This window comes from Scytonema sp. PCC 10023, assembly GCF_963920835.1.
Lineage (GTDB): Bacteria > Cyanobacteriota > Cyanobacteriia > Cyanobacteriales > Nostocaceae > Kalymmatonema.
Genome location: NZ_CAWUDP010000114.1, coordinates 1 through 19,696 on the forward strand (window position 1 = coordinate 1; position 19,696 = coordinate 19,696).

15 protein-coding genes are annotated in these 19,696 nt (G+C 44.0%); 6 read left to right on the forward strand and 9 right to left on the reverse strand.

The features are described 5' to 3' along the window. Positions 1-691: 691 nt before the first annotated feature. Positions 692-862 carry a hypothetical protein gene (locus tag ACM0OZ_RS40415; protein ID WP_414588507.1) on the forward strand — a complete coding sequence of 57 codons (171 nt, stop codon included), beginning with the start codon at positions 692-694 and terminating at the stop codon, positions 860-862. Between the two features lie 31 nt (positions 863-893). Continuing rightward, the gene (locus ACM0OZ_RS40420) at positions 894-1,031 is read left to right on the forward strand and encodes a photosystem II reaction center protein K (protein WP_017318155.1); all 138 of its coding nucleotides are present in this window, start codon (positions 894-896) and stop codon (positions 1,029-1,031) included. 468 nt (positions 1,032-1,499) lie between these two features. Here ACM0OZ_RS40420 and ACM0OZ_RS40425 read toward each other — a convergent pair whose 3' ends face one another. Then, positions 1,500-2,324 (reverse strand): hypothetical protein, encoded by an 825-nt coding sequence (locus ACM0OZ_RS40425; RefSeq protein WP_414588508.1) that lies wholly within the window; start codon positions 2,322-2,324, stop codon positions 1,500-1,502. Positions 2,325-2,425: 101 nt separating this feature from the next. Further along, on the reverse strand, positions 2,426-3,565 hold the full coding sequence (locus ACM0OZ_RS40430) for a hypothetical protein (RefSeq protein ID WP_414588509.1): 1,140 nt from the start codon (positions 3,563-3,565) through the stop codon (positions 2,426-2,428). Between the two features lie 548 nt (positions 3,566-4,113). Here ACM0OZ_RS40430 and ACM0OZ_RS40435 point away from each other — a divergent pair. Both ACM0OZ_RS40435 and psbM read left to right on the forward strand, forming a co-directional pair. After that, entirely contained in the window at positions 4,114-4,410 is a 297-nt protein-coding gene (locus tag ACM0OZ_RS40435) for a 2Fe-2S iron-sulfur cluster-binding protein (protein ID WP_332993529.1), read from the forward strand. Positions 4,411-4,552: 142 nt separating this feature from the next. Next, positions 4,553-4,666: a photosystem II reaction center protein PsbM gene (gene psbM, locus ACM0OZ_RS40440; RefSeq protein ID WP_041033332.1), complete on the forward strand. Its 114-nt coding sequence runs from the start codon at positions 4,553-4,555 to the stop codon at positions 4,664-4,666. A gap of 75 nt (positions 4,667-4,741) precedes the next feature. Here psbM and ACM0OZ_RS40445 read toward each other — a convergent pair whose 3' ends face one another. The 5 genes from ACM0OZ_RS40445 to ACM0OZ_RS40465 form a co-directional block, all read right to left on the reverse strand. After that, positions 4,742-5,593, reverse strand: coding sequence for a universal stress protein (locus tag ACM0OZ_RS40445; RefSeq protein ID WP_414588510.1), 852 nt, complete (start codon positions 5,591-5,593; stop codon positions 4,742-4,744). A gap of 318 nt (positions 5,594-5,911) precedes the next feature. After that, entirely contained in the window at positions 5,912-6,919 is a 1,008-nt protein-coding gene (locus ACM0OZ_RS40450) for a DUF928 domain-containing protein (RefSeq protein WP_414588511.1), read from the reverse strand. Positions 6,920-6,945: 26 nt separating this feature from the next. Continuing rightward, on the reverse strand, positions 6,946-9,051 hold the full coding sequence (locus ACM0OZ_RS40455) for a M3 family metallopeptidase (RefSeq protein ID WP_414588512.1): 2,106 nt from the start codon (positions 9,049-9,051) through the stop codon (positions 6,946-6,948). 162 nt (positions 9,052-9,213) lie between these two features. Next, positions 9,214-10,017, reverse strand: a complete 804-nt coding sequence (locus ACM0OZ_RS40460; protein WP_414588513.1) for a DUF928 domain-containing protein — start codon at positions 10,015-10,017, stop codon at positions 9,214-9,216. Positions 10,018-10,082: 65 nt separating this feature from the next. Then, a complete protein-coding gene (locus ACM0OZ_RS40465) occupies positions 10,083-12,470 on the reverse strand; it encodes a CHASE2 domain-containing protein (RefSeq protein WP_414588515.1) in 2,388 nt (795 codons plus the stop codon). Between the two features lie 680 nt (positions 12,471-13,150). Here ACM0OZ_RS40465 and ACM0OZ_RS40470 point away from each other — a divergent pair. After that, positions 13,151-14,365: a sigma-70 family RNA polymerase sigma factor gene (locus tag ACM0OZ_RS40470; protein ID WP_414588516.1), complete on the forward strand. Its 1,215-nt coding sequence runs from the start codon at positions 13,151-13,153 to the stop codon at positions 14,363-14,365. Next, entirely contained in the window at positions 14,362-15,525 is a 1,164-nt protein-coding gene (locus tag ACM0OZ_RS40475; RefSeq protein ID WP_414588518.1) for a DUF1822 family protein, read from the forward strand. Before ACM0OZ_RS40470 ends, ACM0OZ_RS40475 begins: the two co-directional genes overlap by 4 nt. On the opposite strand, the gene ACM0OZ_RS40480 is transcribed toward ACM0OZ_RS40475, so the two are convergent. Together ACM0OZ_RS40480 and ACM0OZ_RS40485 are read right to left on the reverse strand one after the other, a co-directional pair. Continuing rightward, complete coding sequence (locus ACM0OZ_RS40480) at positions 15,522-17,939, reverse strand: filamentous hemagglutinin N-terminal domain-containing protein (RefSeq protein WP_414588519.1); 2,418 nt, start codon at positions 17,937-17,939, stop codon at positions 15,522-15,524. The two genes, ACM0OZ_RS40475 and ACM0OZ_RS40480, sit on opposite strands and share 4 nt — an antisense overlap. Positions 17,940-18,523: 584 nt before the next feature. Beyond that, complete coding sequence (locus ACM0OZ_RS40485; RefSeq protein ID WP_414588520.1) at positions 18,524-19,696, reverse strand: HlyD family efflux transporter periplasmic adaptor subunit; 1,173 nt, start codon at positions 19,694-19,696, stop codon at positions 18,524-18,526.

Consider the following 19,696-nt stretch of genomic DNA (forward strand, 5'->3'; position numbering starts at 1 on the left):
CTCCCCGAGAAGAAAGAAGTAGAATGTCTAGACTTGTCTAGGATTTACGTAGCAGGGTATGGAACTGTAACCTAAAAGCTATTCAAGCCTCATCAAAGATAGTCAATTTTGAGTAGGTATAGCTAAAAGATGCTAGGATCGGCAATATATTAACGGTTAACAACCGTGCCGTCAGAGGATAACCCTTCCAGCAAACGACTGGCGTTTGATAAACGTGCCACAGGCGAAGTGCAAGCTCCACAGACAGAGGATCGTTAGTAGCCCCTCGAAAGCAATTTTTTAATAGCTGTCAGTTAGACAGTGCTCGCGCCTGTGGACTGGTTAACGCCGACGTTGCCAGAATGAAGCAGGAAGTAAACGAAACTCAGACTTTGTTGTATAGCTTTGATAAGCTTTGACTAATTCTGAGTAGGATTTCTGTAACGGATCAGCCTCAAAACAAAAATCAAACAACCTGCGGGAGGCGGGTTGCTGCCAGGGTACACACGGGTGTACGGGAGTAAGGGGCGAGTCCCAAACCTCCGGAGGACAGGTAAGACCATCATCGGATTTGGTTCCGAATTCTTAGCAATAGGAATCCCTAACGTGGCACTGACCTATGAAACTGGAAGCTCCCACGCTCATTCGGTACTCCGAATCGGTGGCGGGTACTTCACGATTCTGATATTATATTTATCAATCTTTTTGATAGATGTTTTTGTACAACCGTACGAACTACGGTGGTGCTGCCTGTGGAGGTAATTGTTACTCGGCACTCGATTCATGCGAATGTCTGGAACATCCGAAGAAGCAGGAACTCCTGGTAGCGATGTCAGGAAACTACGTTCCTATTGGACGTAGAAAAGGTTCACGATACTTGTGAAAGCTGTGTTGGATAGGTGGATTTAATAAATATGGAAGCAGCATTGTTATTAGCAAAACTACCTGAAGCTTACCAAATCTTCGACCCGCTGGTAGATGTTCTACCACTCATTCCTGTGTTCTTCTTGTTGCTGGCTTTCGTTTGGCAAGCAGCCGTTGGTTTCAGATAAAATTGGTGGACGTCAGGGACTCCTAGTTGAGTGCAAACCCCACGAATAAATTCGTTGGCTCTGCAGTTAACGCAACTTGACCAGATGGCAGTCCTTTACTGGACTACGTTTAAAGGAAGTGCTAAAAGTCCCACCTACAAATGCTTGCCAGTTTGTAGCTCTGGAACCAAACGATTAAACAGGATGTACGGGAGTTAAACCAGTGTCGTTTGGAGTCAGCCGACTTTAAACAGTCTTCGAGGCAAACCTTACCCAGAAATGGGTTTCAAAGGAAACGAGAGTTAGGGACAAGTTTGGCGTGCAATCTTCTTGCACGTCGGGCTTCATCCCCATAAATAGAATTTAGGGGCTTCCGCCCTTTGAAATCGGTGATTAATCGCGTCGCTAATATCGTGGGAATATAAAACAATTAAGTAGGATGGGCATCGCCCACCCTACTTGAATTTATAAGTCAGCGATAGATTCTTACTAGCTAGCTCTAAGAGAAGCTCTCAGTTCTTTGAGAACACGACCGATTTCTACAAATTCCAAGTTATTGGAGAGCTTTTTAAGAGTTTCAGCATCGCTTTTAATAACAATACGATTGTAAGCCTCGATAGCAGCATTCAATTGACTAACATCTACAAGAAGCCGTATTAGTTGTAATCCAGTTCCTAGCGTTGCTTGCGAATCAAAACCTTCTAATAAACTTGCTACATTGTTCACTAGCACTGTGTTGCTTGTAAGAACAATGTCATTGTAAAGTTTAATAGAGGCATTCAATTGACTGACATCTAGATTGTATTTTTCTCCACTTAGAGCAAGCTGATTATTAGCGATTAGCTGTACTGGTTGTAATCCAGCAACAGTTACACCGGGCGTTGCTGCATAATCAAAGCCTTTTAATAAACCTGCTACGTTATTCACAAGCCCTGTAATTAGAGATTGCGGAACTCCTGAACTAGATAAAGAAGTCTGTACCTGACTAATTGCTGTACTAGCAGCAACTCCCCGCACTAGGATGACGACCACAGTACTTCTTGGAGTTTCAACACAAAAACCAGTGCTAATTCGGTCACCACAGCCACTTTGGTCTATTATTCTGGTAGCCACATTATTCAAACTTTGTTGAACTTTCTGTGGAATACTAATTGTACCATTTACCTCAACTGATACATTTGTACCAGGTACGAGTTGAGTAGGTGCAGACTGATTTGTACGATTAAAAGTATCGCCAGTGAAAGTCGATGATTCTACGCTAGTTCCGTTAACACCATTCTGACCAGCGTAGACCTTTAAGGGTGTAGTGCTCATAAGATAACCTGCAAACAAGAGTAAAAAAGCCAAACTGAGGCGAGATTTTTGCTTCTTCATTGCCGCTGCATTAACTTTTTAATTTACACAAAACTCAGAAGTTAGAACTGAAAAACATAGCCTGCACTCAAGCTTAAGCCAGTACCTCCATCAAGATTGTCAGTTACGTCTGTGAAAATAGCATTGAAGACTATGGGGGTTTCTCGCAAAGGAGTAAAGGAAGCACCTACGTTAAGACTATTTCCAGTCCAGCTACTGACTACAGAGACTTGAGGAGCAACTCGTAAACCTACACTACCGAAAAAATTCACAGAATTTTCACCTGCTTCGATAGCCCCTTTAGAACGAAAACTGCCAGTGCCAACACCCAGAGAAACAGTCAAAGGTAATTGATTATTGGGTTTTAAATAAAATGACTTAGTCACGACACCATAAAAGGTGTCTTTTGCATTGTTGACTTCTCCCCATTTTACGGGATTTGACCAGCCAACAGCGACTGCTGTACCATCAGTAAAGTATTTATGTAGTTTTATACCAATACCCCCACTTTGACCAAAGTCAAAATTTTGACCGCCTAAGCTAGTAACGTTCACATTGATTTCAGCACCTATGGATTCAACCGCGTCTCCCAAACCAAAACCAACAGATGCGGAACCATCGATATCATCCCCATCAAAAGGTAAATATCCTCCAACACCCACATATGCTTGACCCCAACTTGCACCATAAGCTGTGGGAGTCCCAGCACTCGAAGCAGGCGCTGCTCGACCTATAGGTCTGCCTTCTATGAGGATGGGATCAATCAGAAGCTGTTGACGTAACTTATTAATCTCTCCTAAGGTATCGCCAACAACACCGGAAGAATCTGTTTGAGCAATTCGCTTGGTTGGTGTGAGTTGCTTAGCAGATGAGATTTTAGGTTTGATAAATTCTTTATCTTCTTCTGGTATCATGTTGGAATATAAGACAGACCCAACAGCGATTTCATTTAGATCTGCTTTAGTAGTTAACTTTTGCAGTGGAGAAATGTCTAGAACACCATCTGCAGCAGATGTCGAATTCATTTTTTGAATAGGAGAAACCTCTAGAATACCATCTACAGCAAGTGCGGAATTCATAAAAATAGCTGTTGTAGTCTGCATAATGGCGGTAGCCAAGGTTATTCCTAAACCCAAATAGATACACCGCGCATATTTAACTTTAAGACTAGCAGTAGCATTAACTATTTTGTTTCTATTCATTAGAAATATAAGATGGTTACGATTGACCAATCAAACTAAAAAGTTGCGAAAAAGCTGTTAGACATTTCATTCCCCTAATCATTCCTAATGATGAAGACTGGTAAATTTAAGGTTTCCCTAAAGCTGAAAAAATGACAGATCAATATGAAACTATTGGATTCAGTAAATTGATGAAGTCATTGTTTGTCCTTTGTAAACGTATTTTTATTTGTTTGGCTTCAGTGAGAATACTTAATAGCTACAAACAATCATTCCTTTTTCAGTGAAAACACTTAATTCAGTAATCCTAAATCATAAGCCCTACGGGCACGCTACGCGTATGCCTGCGGCACGCTCTGCGCTTACGTGAACAACAAGATTCCCGACTTCTTTAAGAAGTCGGGAATCTGAGTTGCTTCCCCTGTCCTCTTGTTTGCAGAATAGTCTTGGTTAAAAATTAATACTTCTTAACATTACGCAAGAAAATAATATAATAAGTAATATATTTTCTTAAGTCAGGTCAAAACTTAGCCTTTACAGTCAGGCTTACAGTGAACGAGGTATCAGGTATGGGAAATATCACTTTCGTTAAAGAAAATCAAGAAGTCGTGGCGGCAAATGGTGCGAATCTGCGGGAGAAAGCCCTGCAAAACAACATCGATATATATAAACTGTTTGGCAAGATGATGAATTGTGGAGGCTACGGTCAGTGTGGCTGCTGCGTTGTCGAAGTCGTCGAAGGAATGGAAAATCTCTCGCCCCGCACAGATGTAGAAAATCGATTATTGAAGAAAAAGCCAGAAAATTGCCGTCTTGCTTGTCAAACCTTAGTTAATGGTCCAGTTAGCGTGGTAACAAAGCCTTAACGGTAAATAATCAAGAGTTAAAAGTCAAGGGTCAAAAAAGATATTTAACTTAGATTTTGAACCCGTAATAAATAACTCGTTGAAGCCGTGATAGTGGTATCCTAAAGTTGTTGACTGGATATTATAGAGAGGCTTTCTTTCCATGCAAGTTAATGAACTGGGGTTCGTGGCGAGCATTTTGTTCGTTTTGGTTCCCGCTGTTTTTTTAATCATTCTTTACATTCAAACTGCTAGCCGCGAAGGGAAAAAAGATTAGTTAAGACCTGTTTTGTCCGTTAAATAAAAACCCCTACACAACAAATGTAGGGGTTTTGTTTATCAACCGCAGTACCTAACTTACCGTCCTTGCCAACAATACTGGACAGGTGGCATTAACTCGAACATAGTCAGATAAAGAAGCTCCCAAAAGTCGATCTATATCTACCAAATTCTTGGCAATTGAAGGACGCCGATCTGGAGAACCAAGTAATAATAAATCTACGTTCCACTCATCTGCCAAGCGACAAATTTCTTCACCTGGTTTACCACTGCTGCTGACACAACGAGCTTGTACACCATATTTTTTAGCTTCTAAAAAAGCTGCAGCTAAAACAGGGCTTTGTTCTGGACTAATTTGTGTTGTGTCAGATTCTTTACTGCGTATATCTGTATTAACATTAGCCAGAATTAACTCCCCTCCCTTAATATCTCGCAGCAGGAATAAAGCCAAATTCAAGCAATTTTTCGCAGCATCAGAGCTATCCATTGCCACCATAATGCGGTTAACTTTTTTGACATAAATGTCATCTTTAACCAGCAACATGGGGCGAGAAGATAATTGGAAAACGTACTGACTGACTGAATTCGACAAAATCGATTGCAACCGCTTGAGTCCGCGTGAACCCATAATAATCAAGTCAGCATCGATTTCGTCAGCTACCTCACAAACAACACGTTTAGGGTCACCTTGCCGCAAAATCGAAGAAACTTTGCTGGGATCTAAGTTCAAATACTGGATCGCATTCGCGAGAATTTTGCCGCCTTCTTCCCATTTAGTTGTCATAGCTTCAGCAGAAACTTGGTCGGGAACAACGTGCAAAACTGTAACTTTTGACCGTTGGATTGATGGCACTTCTGTCAAAGTTTTGAGCATTTCTTCTGCATGCCCCAATCCAGAGACAGCTAGCAAAATTTTTTCTATCATCTTACGTCTTGTTGTTCAGGTTGCTTTGGGAACTAGCCATTGGTCATGAGTCATGAGTCATTAATATACTGATGAAAAAAATGACAAATGACAACCGACATTTAAGTTTATTTGCACCTAGTTACCTAAATTTTCAACTAGGCTTCCTTGATTTCAGCTTACCCTCAATTTTGACTGATGAACTTAACGAATGATTATTAAATTTATTAGTTTTAATCTATGTTTACTATTTTTAATTAATGACTAGGTTAAGTATTGCAAAGAAGTGATAAGATATTTTTTTAGAAAAATTTAAAATTTGTTGTTGCTATTTTTGTGTTATTTCGAGGTGGAGGCTGGGGCGGATTGTGAAGAACACTTTTGCAAAAGGGGCTGTTGGGCGATTGCCCTTTGGGCAGTGCTTTCCCTTGCAATCGCCTCTGCTTTAAATAAAGCTGTCTGTTTCACCACACTCACCCAGGTAGCCAGTAGGGTGGGATCAGAGGGGTTGCAAGCACGTAAATCAGCTAGAGTTGAAACCAGGTCAAACCACAGACCTTGTTGAGCATAGACTGAAATTCGCTCCTTAGGGCTCAACTGCTTAAGAGTGGACTCAAGATTGTTACTGACGTCAACCCGCTGCACCCAACCGTATACAGTGATGACAGAATTGGGCGAAGTATCCTGAGTGCAGATTAAGGACACAGAGAATTGATATAATTGATTAATTTCCAAAGGTGGAATTGTTTGACTGGGTAAGGCGAGACTAGTTACACCAGATTCGCGACTCGGTTGAAAAGTCGTGTTGTAAACTAAAGTTCGCTGACCAGTCTCATCTACCTTATGAAGAGTGAAATTTACTTTTTGCGCTGTGTTTTTGGGCGTGTACCAAAAAAACCGGGGATAAGCGGCGGTTGTTAACCCGATATTAGTAGGCGGTAGCAGTAACGCCAACAGTGGTAATTCCCCGGACATACAACTTTCTCTGCGTGTACCGCCATTTTCCCGGCGTCCTGGTAGACCTTTTTTGGGGATGTTTACTTGAAAACCCCTATTCTGCTTGCTGCGGTTATCGGTTTGTATTATTTGCTTTGTGATACGCGGGTTAGAAGTTTGTGCGTAAGTCGCTAAAGGCAAGCTTAACAGCAAGGTAAGTAAGGAGAGTAGGGGGAGATGGAGGAGTCGGGGGAGAAAATACTCCCTCATCTTCCTCATCTTCACGCCAGTCGCACGGGCGGGGGGAACCCCCGCACGGTGAGCCAGCGCTGCAGGAGGGTCTCCCTCCGCAGGCGACTGCGTTCGCGCAGCGTGTCCGAAGGACATACCCGAAGGGCGCTGGCTCCTCATCTTCCTCATCTCCCTCATCTCCCCAGTTAAGCTGCTACTGCTAAGCCATTATGTCTGAGCAAGGGTTCAGTACTGGGTTCGCGACCCCGGAACGACTTAAACACTTCCATTGGATGCTTGCTACCACCAAGAGCTAGCACCGTATCGCGATAACGCTTTCCTGTAGCTTTTATAGCTTCCTCGTTGTCTAAACCAGCTTCTTCAAAAGCTGCAAACGCGTCAGCACTTAAGACTTCAGCCCATTTGTAGCTGTAGTAACCTGCCGAATATCCGCCAGAAAATATGTGCCCAAATGCACACAAAAACGAATCTTCTGGAAGTGGTGGTAAAACAGTTGTGGTCTTGGCAATGCGCGATCGCACATCTTTTGGAGTTTCCCCACTACCAGGACGATAGCGGTGGTGCAGTTCTATGTCAACAATGCTAAAGTGAATTTGCCGCAGCGTGGCACTGCCACTCATGTAATTTTTTGCTGCCAGTAGTTTTTGGAAATAATGTTCTGGCAAAGGTTCGCCAGTTTCGTAATGCTTCGCCATACCAAACAAAGTTGGTCTGTCGTAGCACCAGTTTTCCATAAACTGGCTGGGCAATTCCACAGCATCCCACTCAACATTGTTAATGCCTGCTGCACTGCTGTAGTCTACCTTGGTCAGCATATGATGCAAGCCATGACCAAACTCGTGGAACAAAGTTTCTACTTCAGAGAAAGTCATCAGGCTAGGCTTACCATCTACTGGGGGAGTTTGGTTGCACACCAAATACGCCACAGGTAAGCGGGTAGTCGTTACCCCATTTTCTGTAACTTTGCCACGGTTGATACAGATGTCCATCCAAGCACCGCCGCGCTTTTCCGCCGGACGGCTGTAGGGATCTAGGTAGAAGTAGGCAATTGGGTTATCCGTTTCGTCCGCAATTTGGAAGTAACGCACATCCTCATGCCAAACTGGGGCTTGACCATCAGCAGGAGTGATATTTACGCCAAACAGGCGCTGCACTAGTCCAAACAAACCATCCAGCACTTGAGGAAGTGGGAAATAAGGGCGTAATTCTTCAGCAGTGAAGGCAAATTTTTCTTCTCGTTGACGTTCTGCCCAAAAACTGATGTCCCAGTGCTGCAAATCGTTTGCTTCTGGTGCTCCTTTCGATGCAGCAAAAGCTTTGAGTTCTTCCAATTCCTTGACAGCAGCATCATAACTGCTAGAGCGCAGTTCTTCCAACAGGGACTCTACTGCCTCCACACTCTTAGCCATTTTACTGGCTAAGCTCAATTCTGCATATGTTTTAAAGCCGAGTAATTGAGCCAGTTCTTGACGCAACTCCAAAATGCGTTCAATTAACGGGTTGTTATCCAACTCGCCCGATGAAGCACGGGTGAGAAAGGCTTTGTATAATTTTTCTCGCAAGTCACGTCGGGTACTGTGCTGCATGAAAGGAGCGTAACTGGGGAAGTCCAACGTGATGCGCCAAGGACCATTTTCTGGTGTGGCGTTTTCTTCTCCCGCAGCCCGTGCCGCTTGTGCTGCTAAACTGAGCAAGCTGGGGGGTAAACCGTCAATTTCTTCTTTGGCTGTCAGTGTCATGCTAAAGGCTTTAGTCGCATCTAGCACGTGGTTGGAAAACTTGGTAGACAGTTCTGCCAACTCCATCTGAATGGCGTTAAAGCGTTCCCGTGCTTCACCTTGCAAGCCAACACCAGAAAGTTCTGCATCTCGGATAGCAGATTCTACGATGCGTTGTTGAGCCGAGTCTAATGTTGCCCAAGTATCACTTGCACGGAGTGCTTTAAAAGCATTGTAAATTGGTTGGCTTTGGCTGAGCTTGTTGGAAAACTGGACCACGAGCGGCTGTACGTTTTCGTAGGCTTCGCGAAGTTCAGGGCTATTTTTCACACCCATCAGATGGCTGACTACGCCCCAACTCCAATTTAAGCGTTGGGTCAGCGTTTCTAGAGGTTCTACTAAACCGCTCCAAGTAGGCTCTACATGAGCTTCTATAGTAGCAAGTTCCTTATCTAGTTCTGCCAGGAGTTGGTTGAATGCTGGCACGACATGCTCTGGTTTCATCTCCCCAAAGGGAGGCAAGCCAGAGCCTTTTAGTAAGGGATTCTCTGAGAGAATGGCATTTGTACTCATGGTTTTGTGTGAGTAGCGCGTTAATAAGCTGTAAAAAGCGATTTTTCTTTATATATCATCTAATGTAGCGACATCTTTCTCTATTGCGGGTTTTTCGCAACTAAAGGGGTAACAACCGCACTCGCACATATTCAATAATTTGTTACCTCGACAGGGCTGGTTTTATCTTGTTGACTGAATGAGGGGTTGTGTAGCCACTTTTTCTAGCCCAATCACTTTCAGTAGGCTCTTCCAGTCTTCAGCCAGTTGTGGATCTTGAGGGCTTGCAAGGCGGAGTTCTGCTAAGGTTGTCAGGGCATCATACCAAATGCCTTCAAGAGCGTAAATTGCTACTTGTTGCTGTGGCGAGGGTTGTTTGAGCTGATTGCGTAGTGCTGCATCCAAATTTACCCGTTGCACCCAGCCTTCTACATAATCTAATGTCGGTGGTTGCTTGGGGTCACATACGACACTGACTTTGAAGAACCAGTGATACTGCTTGTTAGTCTCTAGAGGAGTCGTGGTGTTTTGTAGTTGCACGCGAACAATTCCGGGTGCTTGCGGTACTGAGACGGGTGTGCGATAGATTGTTTTGTTTTTATCGGTTTGCAAAACAAACTCGATCGCCTGAAGGTTAGATTGGTGATAGGGAACATAGAACCAAAAGCTGGGCTGTTCTACACTGGTTAAACCCCACACCTTGGTCATTGTACTACCTTGCTCTTGGCTGTTGCTCAAGCGCTGTTTATAGCTTGGCACCAGAGCGGTTAAAGGTAAATCAAGCGCCGCACACTCTCCCCGTGAAGCTCCTTCCCCTCGGTTCCCTGGTGCGCCGCGATCAGGTGGCGGAGGGGGTGGGTTGAAGCGAATTGGCGCGGAGCGAGTTATTGTTGGTTTTGCCTGTAGTGCTATCGGACTGCTGAGGCAGCTTATGAAAACTAGGGTGAAAGCAGTTATTGACACTAGTCGCTGAAGAAATGGTTTCATTTGTCACTCCTGCTTTTAAGTGTTAGTAAAACTTGTTTTAAAAAATAAATTTTTGAGGAGCTTGGTCATTCCCTTATTCGGTAGGCAACTATGATGCTACCACTACCGATTAGGGCGATCGCAGAAGGAACAAGTGGAATCCAAGCGCCCCACTGAATGAAAATAACGAGGCATACCCCGTAGAGGCAGGCGATCGCAACTCCAGCCGCAATCCCTAAATAAAGTGGTCGTCTGATGTACCAAGTTAGTAAACCACCTGTTAACGACCATCCCCAAACCCAGATTGTTTCCTGCCATACAGACCAAGCCCATAGGAGTGGTCGTCCATCAAGCGCCGCACTCAGCAATTGACTAATCATTTGTGCTTGCAGGATGACACCCGGTATTTTCTGCATCCCACCTTCGTTTGTGGAGTAGGGTGTGGATGAGTAGTCTTGGAAGCTTTCAGCTACTGTACCAATGAGAACAATCCGGTCTTTAACTCCACTAGAGTTGACTTTACCTGCGAGTACCTCTGTTAGCGTCACCTGCGGCACAAATTCCTGTAGCGAACGATGGGAGCGGTAATTCAACATAATTTGGTGTCCCGAAGCATCAATACCTTGGTATCCACTTGTATGTGCTTCTAGTGGCTTAAAGGAGGTCTTACCCAGTTTCCAGGCACCATCGGTCGTAAATTCCAGGGAAATATTTCGAGCAGCCAAGTAGCGCAGTGCTAGTTGTACGCTCAAGGCGTATGATGCTTTGCAAGGTGAAGAGGGTGGAGGTGTCAATGCTAGCAGATGGCGACGGACAATGCTATCGGGGTCAACTGCCACATCACTAAAGCCCAAGCGTTCTTGCGGTATTTCAGGTGGGGGTGGGATGCCAGGTCGCCTGGGCTGGGTATCGCTAACTTGGCAAACTGCAATCAAGCGGCCCTCCTGGGTCGGATCTGCGCTAGCGCTGTTTTGCATCAGCGCTGCTAGGGCTGGTAAGTCTCGCCTCACGGCATAATCACGATAGATATCCAATCCGATCGCTTGCGGTTGATATGCCTGCAATTTCTCCAACAATTTCAAGAGCGATTCATCTGAGAGGGAACCTCGGCGTTCCTCTTGAGGCTGTGATTGCACATCTTCTTCAGTAATCGTCACAACTAACAAGCGAGAATCAGGCTTCTCGTCTGGGCGTAGCCGCTGCAGTTGATCAAATGCTTGTAACTCGAATGGCTGAAGCATTCCCCAATATCGTACGCCCATGACTAAACCAGTGATTGCTAGACTCGCGCAGATCAGCCAAAGAAGATGAAGTTTTGAGTTCTTAGCTTCGTTTTTTGGGTATAAACGTAATCTTTCCCCCCCTCCCTGTCTCCCTATCTCCCTGTCTCCCTCTCTCCCTACTAACTCCCGCCAACTCGGTGGGACCTCTGCCAGATTCTGGTAAATCACAGGTAGCCAAGTTGCACAGGGAAATTGCCCCTCCAGCCCTTGCAGCCGTTCCCTTGCCTGGCGAACTGCCAGATAAAGCGATTTACCTCTAGCATACGCTTGTAAGAAATGTTTGAGAAATGTCTGCGCCACACGATCTGGTACTGGTTCACGCATGACAATCAACTGCGGAATCTGCAAAGGAGCAAATTCTCGTGCCAGTCCTAACCCATCACAGGAGTTGAAAATTGCCAACTTTAAGCCGCGCTCTACTGCCTGCTTCAAAGCATACTTTAATTGGCTAATTGTCAAACTCTCAGTTTGGTTAATGTAAATCTGACCTGTTTCCCCTGCACTTTGAGTTGAACTATGTCCTGCAAAAAAAAGAATGTCCCAATTTTGCTGCCAGAGATTATCTGTTAAGTCTTCACGGGCTGGCTCCACCAGAAAGTCAATTTTTGCGTCAGGCAGTTGCTCTAGGAGCGCACGGTCTGCTGATATATCTATACCAGTACTATCCCCTAATAATGCCAAAATTTTGACTGTGGCAGTTGCTCTTGAGGGAAGACGAACCTGTTCATAAGTAGGAGCACTTAAGCCAATTTCTGCATTTGGGTAGCGCTCCACTAGCTCCCAAAGATGCCAAGGAAGCTTCTGAAGTTGATACTCTTGAGTCTGCAAAATTACCCGAATTGCATCAGATGTTAGCAGTTTTTCCAGCCATTTCTCGCGCATGGGTCGAAAGGATTCAGATCCGAGCCAACAGTTAAGGCGATCGCCTAATTGTTTAGCTGCTTGTACACACTCCTCAACTCTGAAAATTTGCGTTGTTGGTTTTGGTAGCCCAATCGGACGACCGGAAAAATCCAAGCTACGGTAAATTGCTTGCCAACGATTAAAGTCTAGTGGCAATTCTATGTTTGGCGGAAGTTCACCTGTGACTTCACTGTGAGGGCGGCTGTTCTCCTCACCAATCTGGAGTGTTACCTCAAACCCAGCTTCAAAGCTCCCTTTTCCAAATCTCAAAACCACCAATTTAGTCACTTTCTTCGCTTCAATAGAGAAATTATTTTTCCAATGTTTGTAACTAGGCTAAAAGTCAATGGTAGATACTAAGGATAAAATTGTGGAATTTATACTTAAGAGAAAGTAAGTGTATTACCACTTACAGTCTCTATATACGAGTATCTTCATTTTTTATGCAGTTCCAATCACAGGAACTGAAATTGTTAGATTACTTTGCTTTTCAAACGAACAGTACTCCCAACAACCTGGACGAGGTGGTGCCTTAGTGGAAAATGGAAATATTGTTCTATTTCGTAAACGCCTAAATCATACTTTTGATTCACCAATGCCCCTCATTTGTCTTATGGATGGCATTTCTACTCTTACTTCAACAAGAAAGAATCATTCGTCAGTTGCCAGGATTCAGTATGAATCCTGGGCGACTGGGTGACGAGTATTGGGTACAGTCCCCCAGCAAAATCGTAGAAAAGGTGGTCAACAATTGGTTGCCGGTCCCAATCCCCAACCCATCGATTCTGAATTCTGACTTCTGTCTTCTGTCTTCTGACTCCTTCTTCAAAGTACTCCTAAGTGTACTATTCTAGTTTTCCTGGGTTTTTCATAATAAGTATAAAGACAATTTTCTTCAAATAAACTTAAGTGACAAAGATGTTTATTAGTCTAGAGTCACTCGCTATTTCTGCAAAACAAAAAGTTCTATGCGCTCAAGGCAGGGTATTGTTGAAATCTTTTCCACGTTTGTGCAATTTGATGCAGATGCTTTCAGTCGTTGGGTTACCGATCCCAAGCTGCGGCGCAGTATGCACAATTGTGTAGAGCGGTCTTTGGAGGAGGAGTCCGAAACCTTTTGGGCAATTTACTGGCATCGCATCTGGCAAATTCAGGCAAGTCCACTCGCCGCCGCCCACATTACAGCGTATTTGCAAGAAGTCTGCTACTGGGTTGCAAAAAAAATGAAGATGAATACGCCGGGTCAACATTCTGTGGCAGACTTTTTCCAAACTGCGATCGCTCGTATAGACAAAGTTCTCAGAGGCTTCAACCCCCAGTTGAGTTCAAATTTGAAAATTTATGCTGAATATGCCTTTAGCAACCTCATAAAAGATGTATTACGCAAGCATCAAGAAGTCGATATGTGTACCGAGTGGGGATTGCTGCACAAACTCAGTCAAAAGCGACTGGTGGAGTCTCTGCGACAGGCAGGGTATAACTCAGAAACTATTGCGCGTTATGTTCTAGCCTGGAGGTGTTTCCTCCAACTCTATACGCCTACTGATGCTGCAACTGCTCACAAACTGGTGAAACCAGATCAGGCGAGATTGCAGGCGATCGCGCAGCTTTACAACACCGAACGGCTGAGCCAACTGAGTTGTCCCAGTCCTGTTTCTACTCCAGAAAGTTTGGAAAGCTGGCTACTTGCCTGTGCTAAAGCCGTGCGTTCCTTTCAATATCCAACCTCAGTTTCAATTGATACCCCTATACCAGGACAAGAGACGGGCGAATTGCTCGACCGTTTGACGGGAAATTTTCAAGAATCGCTATTGAATGAAATTATCGCCCAAGAAGAAGCAGAAACCATAGCAGCGCGGAGTAGTGAAATCAATGTAGTTTTAAGCAATGCACTGGCAAAATTAGATACCAAAGAGCAAGCACTCCTGGAAGCCTACTACAAGCAAGAATTGACCCAGCAGCAGATTGCTCAACAGCTAGGAGTAAAACAATACACAGTTTCTCGCCAGTTAACTAAACTCAAACGGACTTTACTACTTGCGTTGACGCAGTGGAGTCAGCAAAAACTGCATACTTCCCTAACATCTAACGTAATCGACAGCATGAGCAATTCTTTAGAAGAATGGCTACTTGTTCACTATCGCCATCCCGTTCTGTCGTCTTCCGTGGAGTCCCTCAAATGACTTTTGATTCACCTGCATCTGCCCTCATTCCAGACAAGCTCTCCCTGGAAATTCCGCCATCGTCTCAAACACGGGAATTACCATCTTTTTCAACATCGGGCGCGAACTGGCAAGCCCGTCTTAACCAAATGTGCCTCGATGCATTTTTACCTTGGTTGAGAGAAGAACAAGTTAAGAGTGCAAGAGTTTGGACTTCACAAGGAGCATTGCCAAGCTTTTGGGAATTTGTTAATGGGACTGCTATTGCTTCTGAGGGAATCCGCTTAGTATTAATTCCGACAACAGCAATCGACCTGGAAGAATTGCGCGTACCGCAGGAATGGGTGGATATTCCTAGTTGGGTAGCTGATTACTACGTAGCAGTACACGTGAATCCAAATGGTGGTTGGGTGACAATTTGCGGCTACATCACCCATCGACAATTGAAAACAAAAGGGGTGTATGATGCAAGCGATCGCACCTACTGTTTGGATGAGAATGACCTGATACAAGACATCAATGTTCTGTGGATTGCCCGTGAACTCTGTCCGGAGGAAATTTTACGTGAGTCCGTTGCTCCTTTACCAAAGTTACCTTTACCACAGGCAGAGAACTTACTGCAACGGCTAGGCAATCCTGCAGTCGTCTTTCCCCGTGTGGCAATCCCATTTGAACTTTGGGGAGCATTACTGGAACATGGCGGCTGGCGACAACGGCTGTACGAGCGACGACAGGGGTTATCAGAACAGTGGTCTATTCAGCAGTGGTTGCAAGCAGGAGTGTCTCATTTAGCACAAGAACTAGGCTGGGGAATGACCTCAATGCAATTAGCTTCTCGTGGTGTGCGAAGTCGGGAACCCCAACAATCAAGCATCTACTTGTCTCGACGCTTGACGTTGGCTGGCAATCCCTACGAATTACACGTATTTCCCAGAGGTAACTTAGAAGACCGCATCTGGCGTTTTGAGTTACGAAATGCAAATCCAAATGAAATGATTCCAGCTGGATTTAAACTTAGACTTTTAACCGAGGATTTGCAACCTTTTATTAATAATGAGGATACTGCAAAAGAGGCGATCGCGCAGCTTTATGTTGATGTGGTGTTGGAACCTGGGGAAGGTTTGGTTTGGGAAATTGAGCCTACGCCGGATGGGTATGATAGAGAAATTTTGCGGTTTTAATTGGCAGTACGACAAGAAGCAGTGGTTGTTTGGAAAGATGACGTGGCGTTAGGGACTTGGGCAACTAGGTAAATATCGCCCTCCTTATCCACAACCCACCCATTGGCTTCCACAATTGGCTCTCGATTATCAGCAGGGCGCTCAGATAATGCCATTGGTTTTGCTTCGGCGTCTTTCTGATTCCCAGTCTGCTCATCCAGCGTCACCCATTGAGTGATCACTGCACGAGAACGCAATGGTTCGCTCGGACTCAAAGGCAGTCCGCCACGTCCTGTGGCAACAAATCTACTGGTTTGTCCATCTCTGGGAGTACAACTTTGAGCAATTTGCTGTGAGGCGTCAACCAGATTTACGGGCAGTTCCACTAATCCTCGATTGGGGTCAACATCGGGTATAGTTAGTTCAATTGTGCCGCTTAAAGAAGGGTTCGTTTGCGAAATGGCGGTAATGTCATTAGTTGGTAATAGATGTGGCGCCAAATCTTTGGGTCTTAATCTCTCAAGCTCTTGACGGCTCAGTGGGGCAATACCAAAAATACCAGCAGCGTTGATAGTAATTTTCCCACCATTGCCGTTATATGCATTAGCAATAATGTCGCTATTTTCATTGGGGACGGCAACGATAAAGCCCTCAGAAGCATTGACAGTGATGTTACCTCCGTTTCCAACTCGGTGCGGTGTACTACCTATGGCGTTAGTAGAGATAAGACTACCACGACGTAGAAGCAGTAATTTTCCTACTTGCAACGTGATATTGCCACCATTATTAAATATAGATTCAGCGGTAAACTCCCCCTGATTATCTAAACGAATTTGGGAAGCATTAACTTTAATGTCTCCTGCACGTCCACCACCTAAATTGCTGGTGAGGATTTCACCACCGTTAATTACTTCTAAGGAATTCACATTGACTGTAATGCTAGCACCGTTGCTATTATTACCAGTGCGTGCATCTAAAACTGCTTTATCTGCTAGGCGAAGGTTATGGGCATCTAAGGTAATACTGCCTCCTGTCCCTGCTATGGAATTAGTAGATGTGACTAATTTGCTGCGTATACCTGAAATGTTGATAGAATCATTTGCCCTAATTTGAATATTTCCTGCATTTCCCTGTCCAGAGGTAATGGCAATCAGTTGGGCACCATCGGTAATCGAAAGCTTTGCAGTAGTGATATCAATATTGCCTCCGTTTCCAATAGCACTTTTTTCCACACTACTGAAGATAGCACCTCCATTGAATAAGGAGACAGTATCGCCGGCATTAATTATGACATTTCCTGCATCCCCCCGTCCCAGAGTGGCAGAAGCCAATCGAGCACCATTAGTAAGCAAAACTGAGTTGGCATTAATGCTAACGTTTCCTGCTTGTCCACTTGCCTGCGATTGCACGAGATTAAGAATGAAGCTTTCATCAAGATTCACTACTCCCTGTGCATGAATTTCAATATTTTCTGCCTTACTACCTACTAAACCTAACCTTGATGCTATCCCTGCTCGCAAACTGCTTCTTTGTGTAAGCTTTAAATTATAGGAATTAACGGCAATACTACCACCATTGTCAGCAAGCACATTAACATTAGCAAGGTTAGTAAGCAACACGTCAGCTCGTTTAACACTATCGGGAAAACTCAAACTTAAATTATTCTTAATAAAATTTAGTCCTACAGTTCCCTGACCTGCCACTCCTCCTAACTCAACTCGTCCACCGAAAGCATTTAAACTTCCGCCATCTATGTTAATGTTGCCACCTACTAGTAGTAGACTTTGACCATCTGGAACACGCAAACCTAATGCCTCAGTGCCCGTTGGGTTTAATCCTGCTGGTGCAGTTGAGTTATTTTGAATCGGTGCAGTAGCAATTTGGTTGAATAACAAAGCAGACGGATTAACCGTCAGCAAAGGTAAGGGAGTTTCTGCATTAGTGGCGCTGAACAAGCCTAAATTACTAAATTGAATAGCATTGGCAGTTGTTGCTACAAATGAACCCTTGACATCTAGGCTAGCATTACGTTCAAAAATAATCCCATTGGGATTAATTAGAAACAAGTTGGCATTACCTAATACTCCGAGTTTCCCGAAAATCTTGGAGGCGTCACTCCCCGTTACCCGACTCAGAATGTTCTGTATTCCAGATGGGTTGGCGAAGTAGGCTTCTCGTCCTTCACCTATGTGAAATTGTGAAAAACTGTGAAAAAGGTTTGTTCCGCGAATTGCTCCACCATCAATCCTGTCAACTTGCGTGTTGATTGGTGTCACCACAGAACTTTCAGCACCGAGACTATCATCGGCTATAGGTTTGAGTTCTTGAGCGAGAGTGGAATTGACAGAGAATGCGAATATCTGCGCTACGGCTGTGCCCAACGCACCACAATATGTAATCCTTAGCTGTAAGAACCAGCGCCAACGAGTATTCATCTGAGATATCGCACTCCTTTAAATTTACAGCATTTAGTGAACAAAAGTGACGTAATACCACTCATGCTGTTGCTTTTTTACTAAAACATTGCAATCAGAATTGGCAAATAAAATCCTGTGCTGAATCTTCACGTTCAACACACGCCATAATTTTCCAAAAAATCGGGTAATGCTAATAAGAGAGCCACAGAAACAAGTTTTGTTAAACAGTGGAAGTCATTGTTTTGATTGCCACTGAATTTATACGCAAAATCAATATTTCACTCTAGACTGTGGCAATGATAAATATCCTCATAAAAAAATTATTTAGTGAATGTAAATTTAACATGGTTATTCTGATAATTGCATATTTTGTTATATTTTTTATTAGTAATACAATAATTTTTTTATACATTTTTATCCAAAAATGTATAAAAAATCTTAACTGAGAGATCTCTGAAAGAGGAGATTATTGTGAGATTGTAATTGCCCTTTGGGCAGATCCTCCGGAGGATCGTCTCCAACGGGCGCAAAGCGCCATCGATCTCTACAAAAAGGCACAAGAAAGCGATATTTGCCAAAGAAGACAGAAGACGAAATCCACTTCAATAGCGAATATACTTTAAACTTTCAGCTTTTTTCACCAAGAAATTTGTGAAAAGACTCATAACGGTACGCTTACGCAATTTGATATTCGCATTGATTGACATCCCCGATTGCAATGGCAGTTGACGATTATTAATCAGCAATGTCTGTCTATCCAAGGGGACTTTCGCCGGAAAACGGTAGTAAGGATAAACTTCGTCTGGAGGTAATGCATCAGAACCAATCGTCAGGAGTTCGCCTTTGATATCGCCATATTGTTGAAAGGGGAAGGAATCAATTCGCACATCGACTTTCTGTCCTTCTTTAACAAAGCCGATATCCCGGTTAGTAATATAGACTTTGGCAATTAGGTTATCGTTGGGAACGATTTTGAGAATTGGTTCACTAGAGTTAACCACAAACCCTGATGTTTTAGCTTTCAGCTCAAAAATGGTTCCATCAAAGGGAGAGGAAATTTTCTGATATTTCAGGGTTGTTTTCGCCTTACTTAACTCACTATCGATTTGACTTATCTGACTATTTATCTCATAGATACGCTTTTGGTTATCCACAATCACCTTGGTTAACTGGCTGTCGATTTCGGCTATGCTTTTGTCGTTAGTCGTAATGCGAGCCAACAACTCTTCAGTAGAAAGTGCAGTGGTATTGCTCAGTTTTTCTTTTGCTTGGGCGATCGCTAATTTTAATCGCATCTCTTCTTTAATAAGTCTGTTAATTTCCCCCTGTTTGCTTTCAACATCCTGCTGCTGTTTGAGAACCTGTACCTTAGAAATAGCTCCCTCTTTCGCTACCGACTCCAAACGACTGAGAATGTCTTGATTAATACCTAGCGTTTGTTTGGCACTAGCTAACTGTACCTGGGTTTGATGCAATTGCTCTTGTGTCTGTCCTATTTCTAGTTCAGCAACCTGTAAGCGTGATCGTAATTCCAACTGGCGACTTTGCAAACGCAACTGTTGCTCTGAGGTAAAGGTTACTCCTGTAGTAGAACCCCTCAACTGTGCGCGGTAAAGCTGGTTTTCCGAGGCGATCGCAGCTCGACTTTTGGTCAAAAATGCCAGTTCAGGGGAAATTTTCAGTAGATCCGTCTGTTGAGCAACCAAATTTGGTGAGGTAGCGCCTTTAACTTGGCTGCGGTAAAATCCATTCTCCCGCGAGTACGCGATTACCAA

What these genes read in the sequence shown, in the direction of transcription:
- ACM0OZ_RS40415 (WP_414588507.1), top strand. Translation starts at nt 692, where the DNA reads ATGTTTTTGTACAACCGTACGAACTACGGTGGTGCTGCCTGTGGAGGT.
- ACM0OZ_RS40420 (WP_017318155.1), top strand. Translation starts at nt 894, where the DNA reads ATGGAAGCAGCATTGTTATTAGCAAAACTACCTGAAGCTTACCAAATC.
- ACM0OZ_RS40425 (WP_414588508.1), bottom strand. Translation starts at nt 2,324, where the DNA reads ATGAGCACTACACCCTTAAAGGTCTACGCTGGTCAGAATGGTGTTAAC.
- ACM0OZ_RS40430 (WP_414588509.1), bottom strand. Translation starts at nt 3,565, where the DNA reads ATGAATAGAAACAAAATAGTTAATGCTACTGCTAGTCTTAAAGTTAAA.
- ACM0OZ_RS40435 (WP_332993529.1), top strand. Translation starts at nt 4,114, where the DNA reads ATGGGAAATATCACTTTCGTTAAAGAAAATCAAGAAGTCGTGGCGGCA.
- psbM (WP_041033332.1), top strand. Translation starts at nt 4,553, where the DNA reads ATGCAAGTTAATGAACTGGGGTTCGTGGCGAGCATTTTGTTCGTTTTG.
- ACM0OZ_RS40445 (WP_414588510.1), bottom strand. Translation starts at nt 5,593, where the DNA reads ATGATAGAAAAAATTTTGCTAGCTGTCTCTGGATTGGGGCATGCAGAA.
- ACM0OZ_RS40450 (WP_414588511.1), bottom strand. Translation starts at nt 6,919, where the DNA reads ATGAGGAGCCAGCGCCCTTCGGGTATGTCCTTCGGACACGCTGCGCGA.
- ACM0OZ_RS40455 (WP_414588512.1), bottom strand. Translation starts at nt 9,051, where the DNA reads ATGAGTACAAATGCCATTCTCTCAGAGAATCCCTTACTAAAAGGCTCT.
- ACM0OZ_RS40460 (WP_414588513.1), bottom strand. Translation starts at nt 10,017, where the DNA reads ATGAAACCATTTCTTCAGCGACTAGTGTCAATAACTGCTTTCACCCTA.
- ACM0OZ_RS40470 (WP_414588516.1), top strand. Translation starts at nt 13,151, where the DNA reads ATGCGCTCAAGGCAGGGTATTGTTGAAATCTTTTCCACGTTTGTGCAA.
- ACM0OZ_RS40475 (WP_414588518.1), top strand. Translation starts at nt 14,362, where the DNA reads ATGACTTTTGATTCACCTGCATCTGCCCTCATTCCAGACAAGCTCTCC.
- ACM0OZ_RS40480 (WP_414588519.1), bottom strand. Translation starts at nt 17,939, where the DNA reads ATGAATACTCGTTGGCGCTGGTTCTTACAGCTAAGGATTACATATTGT.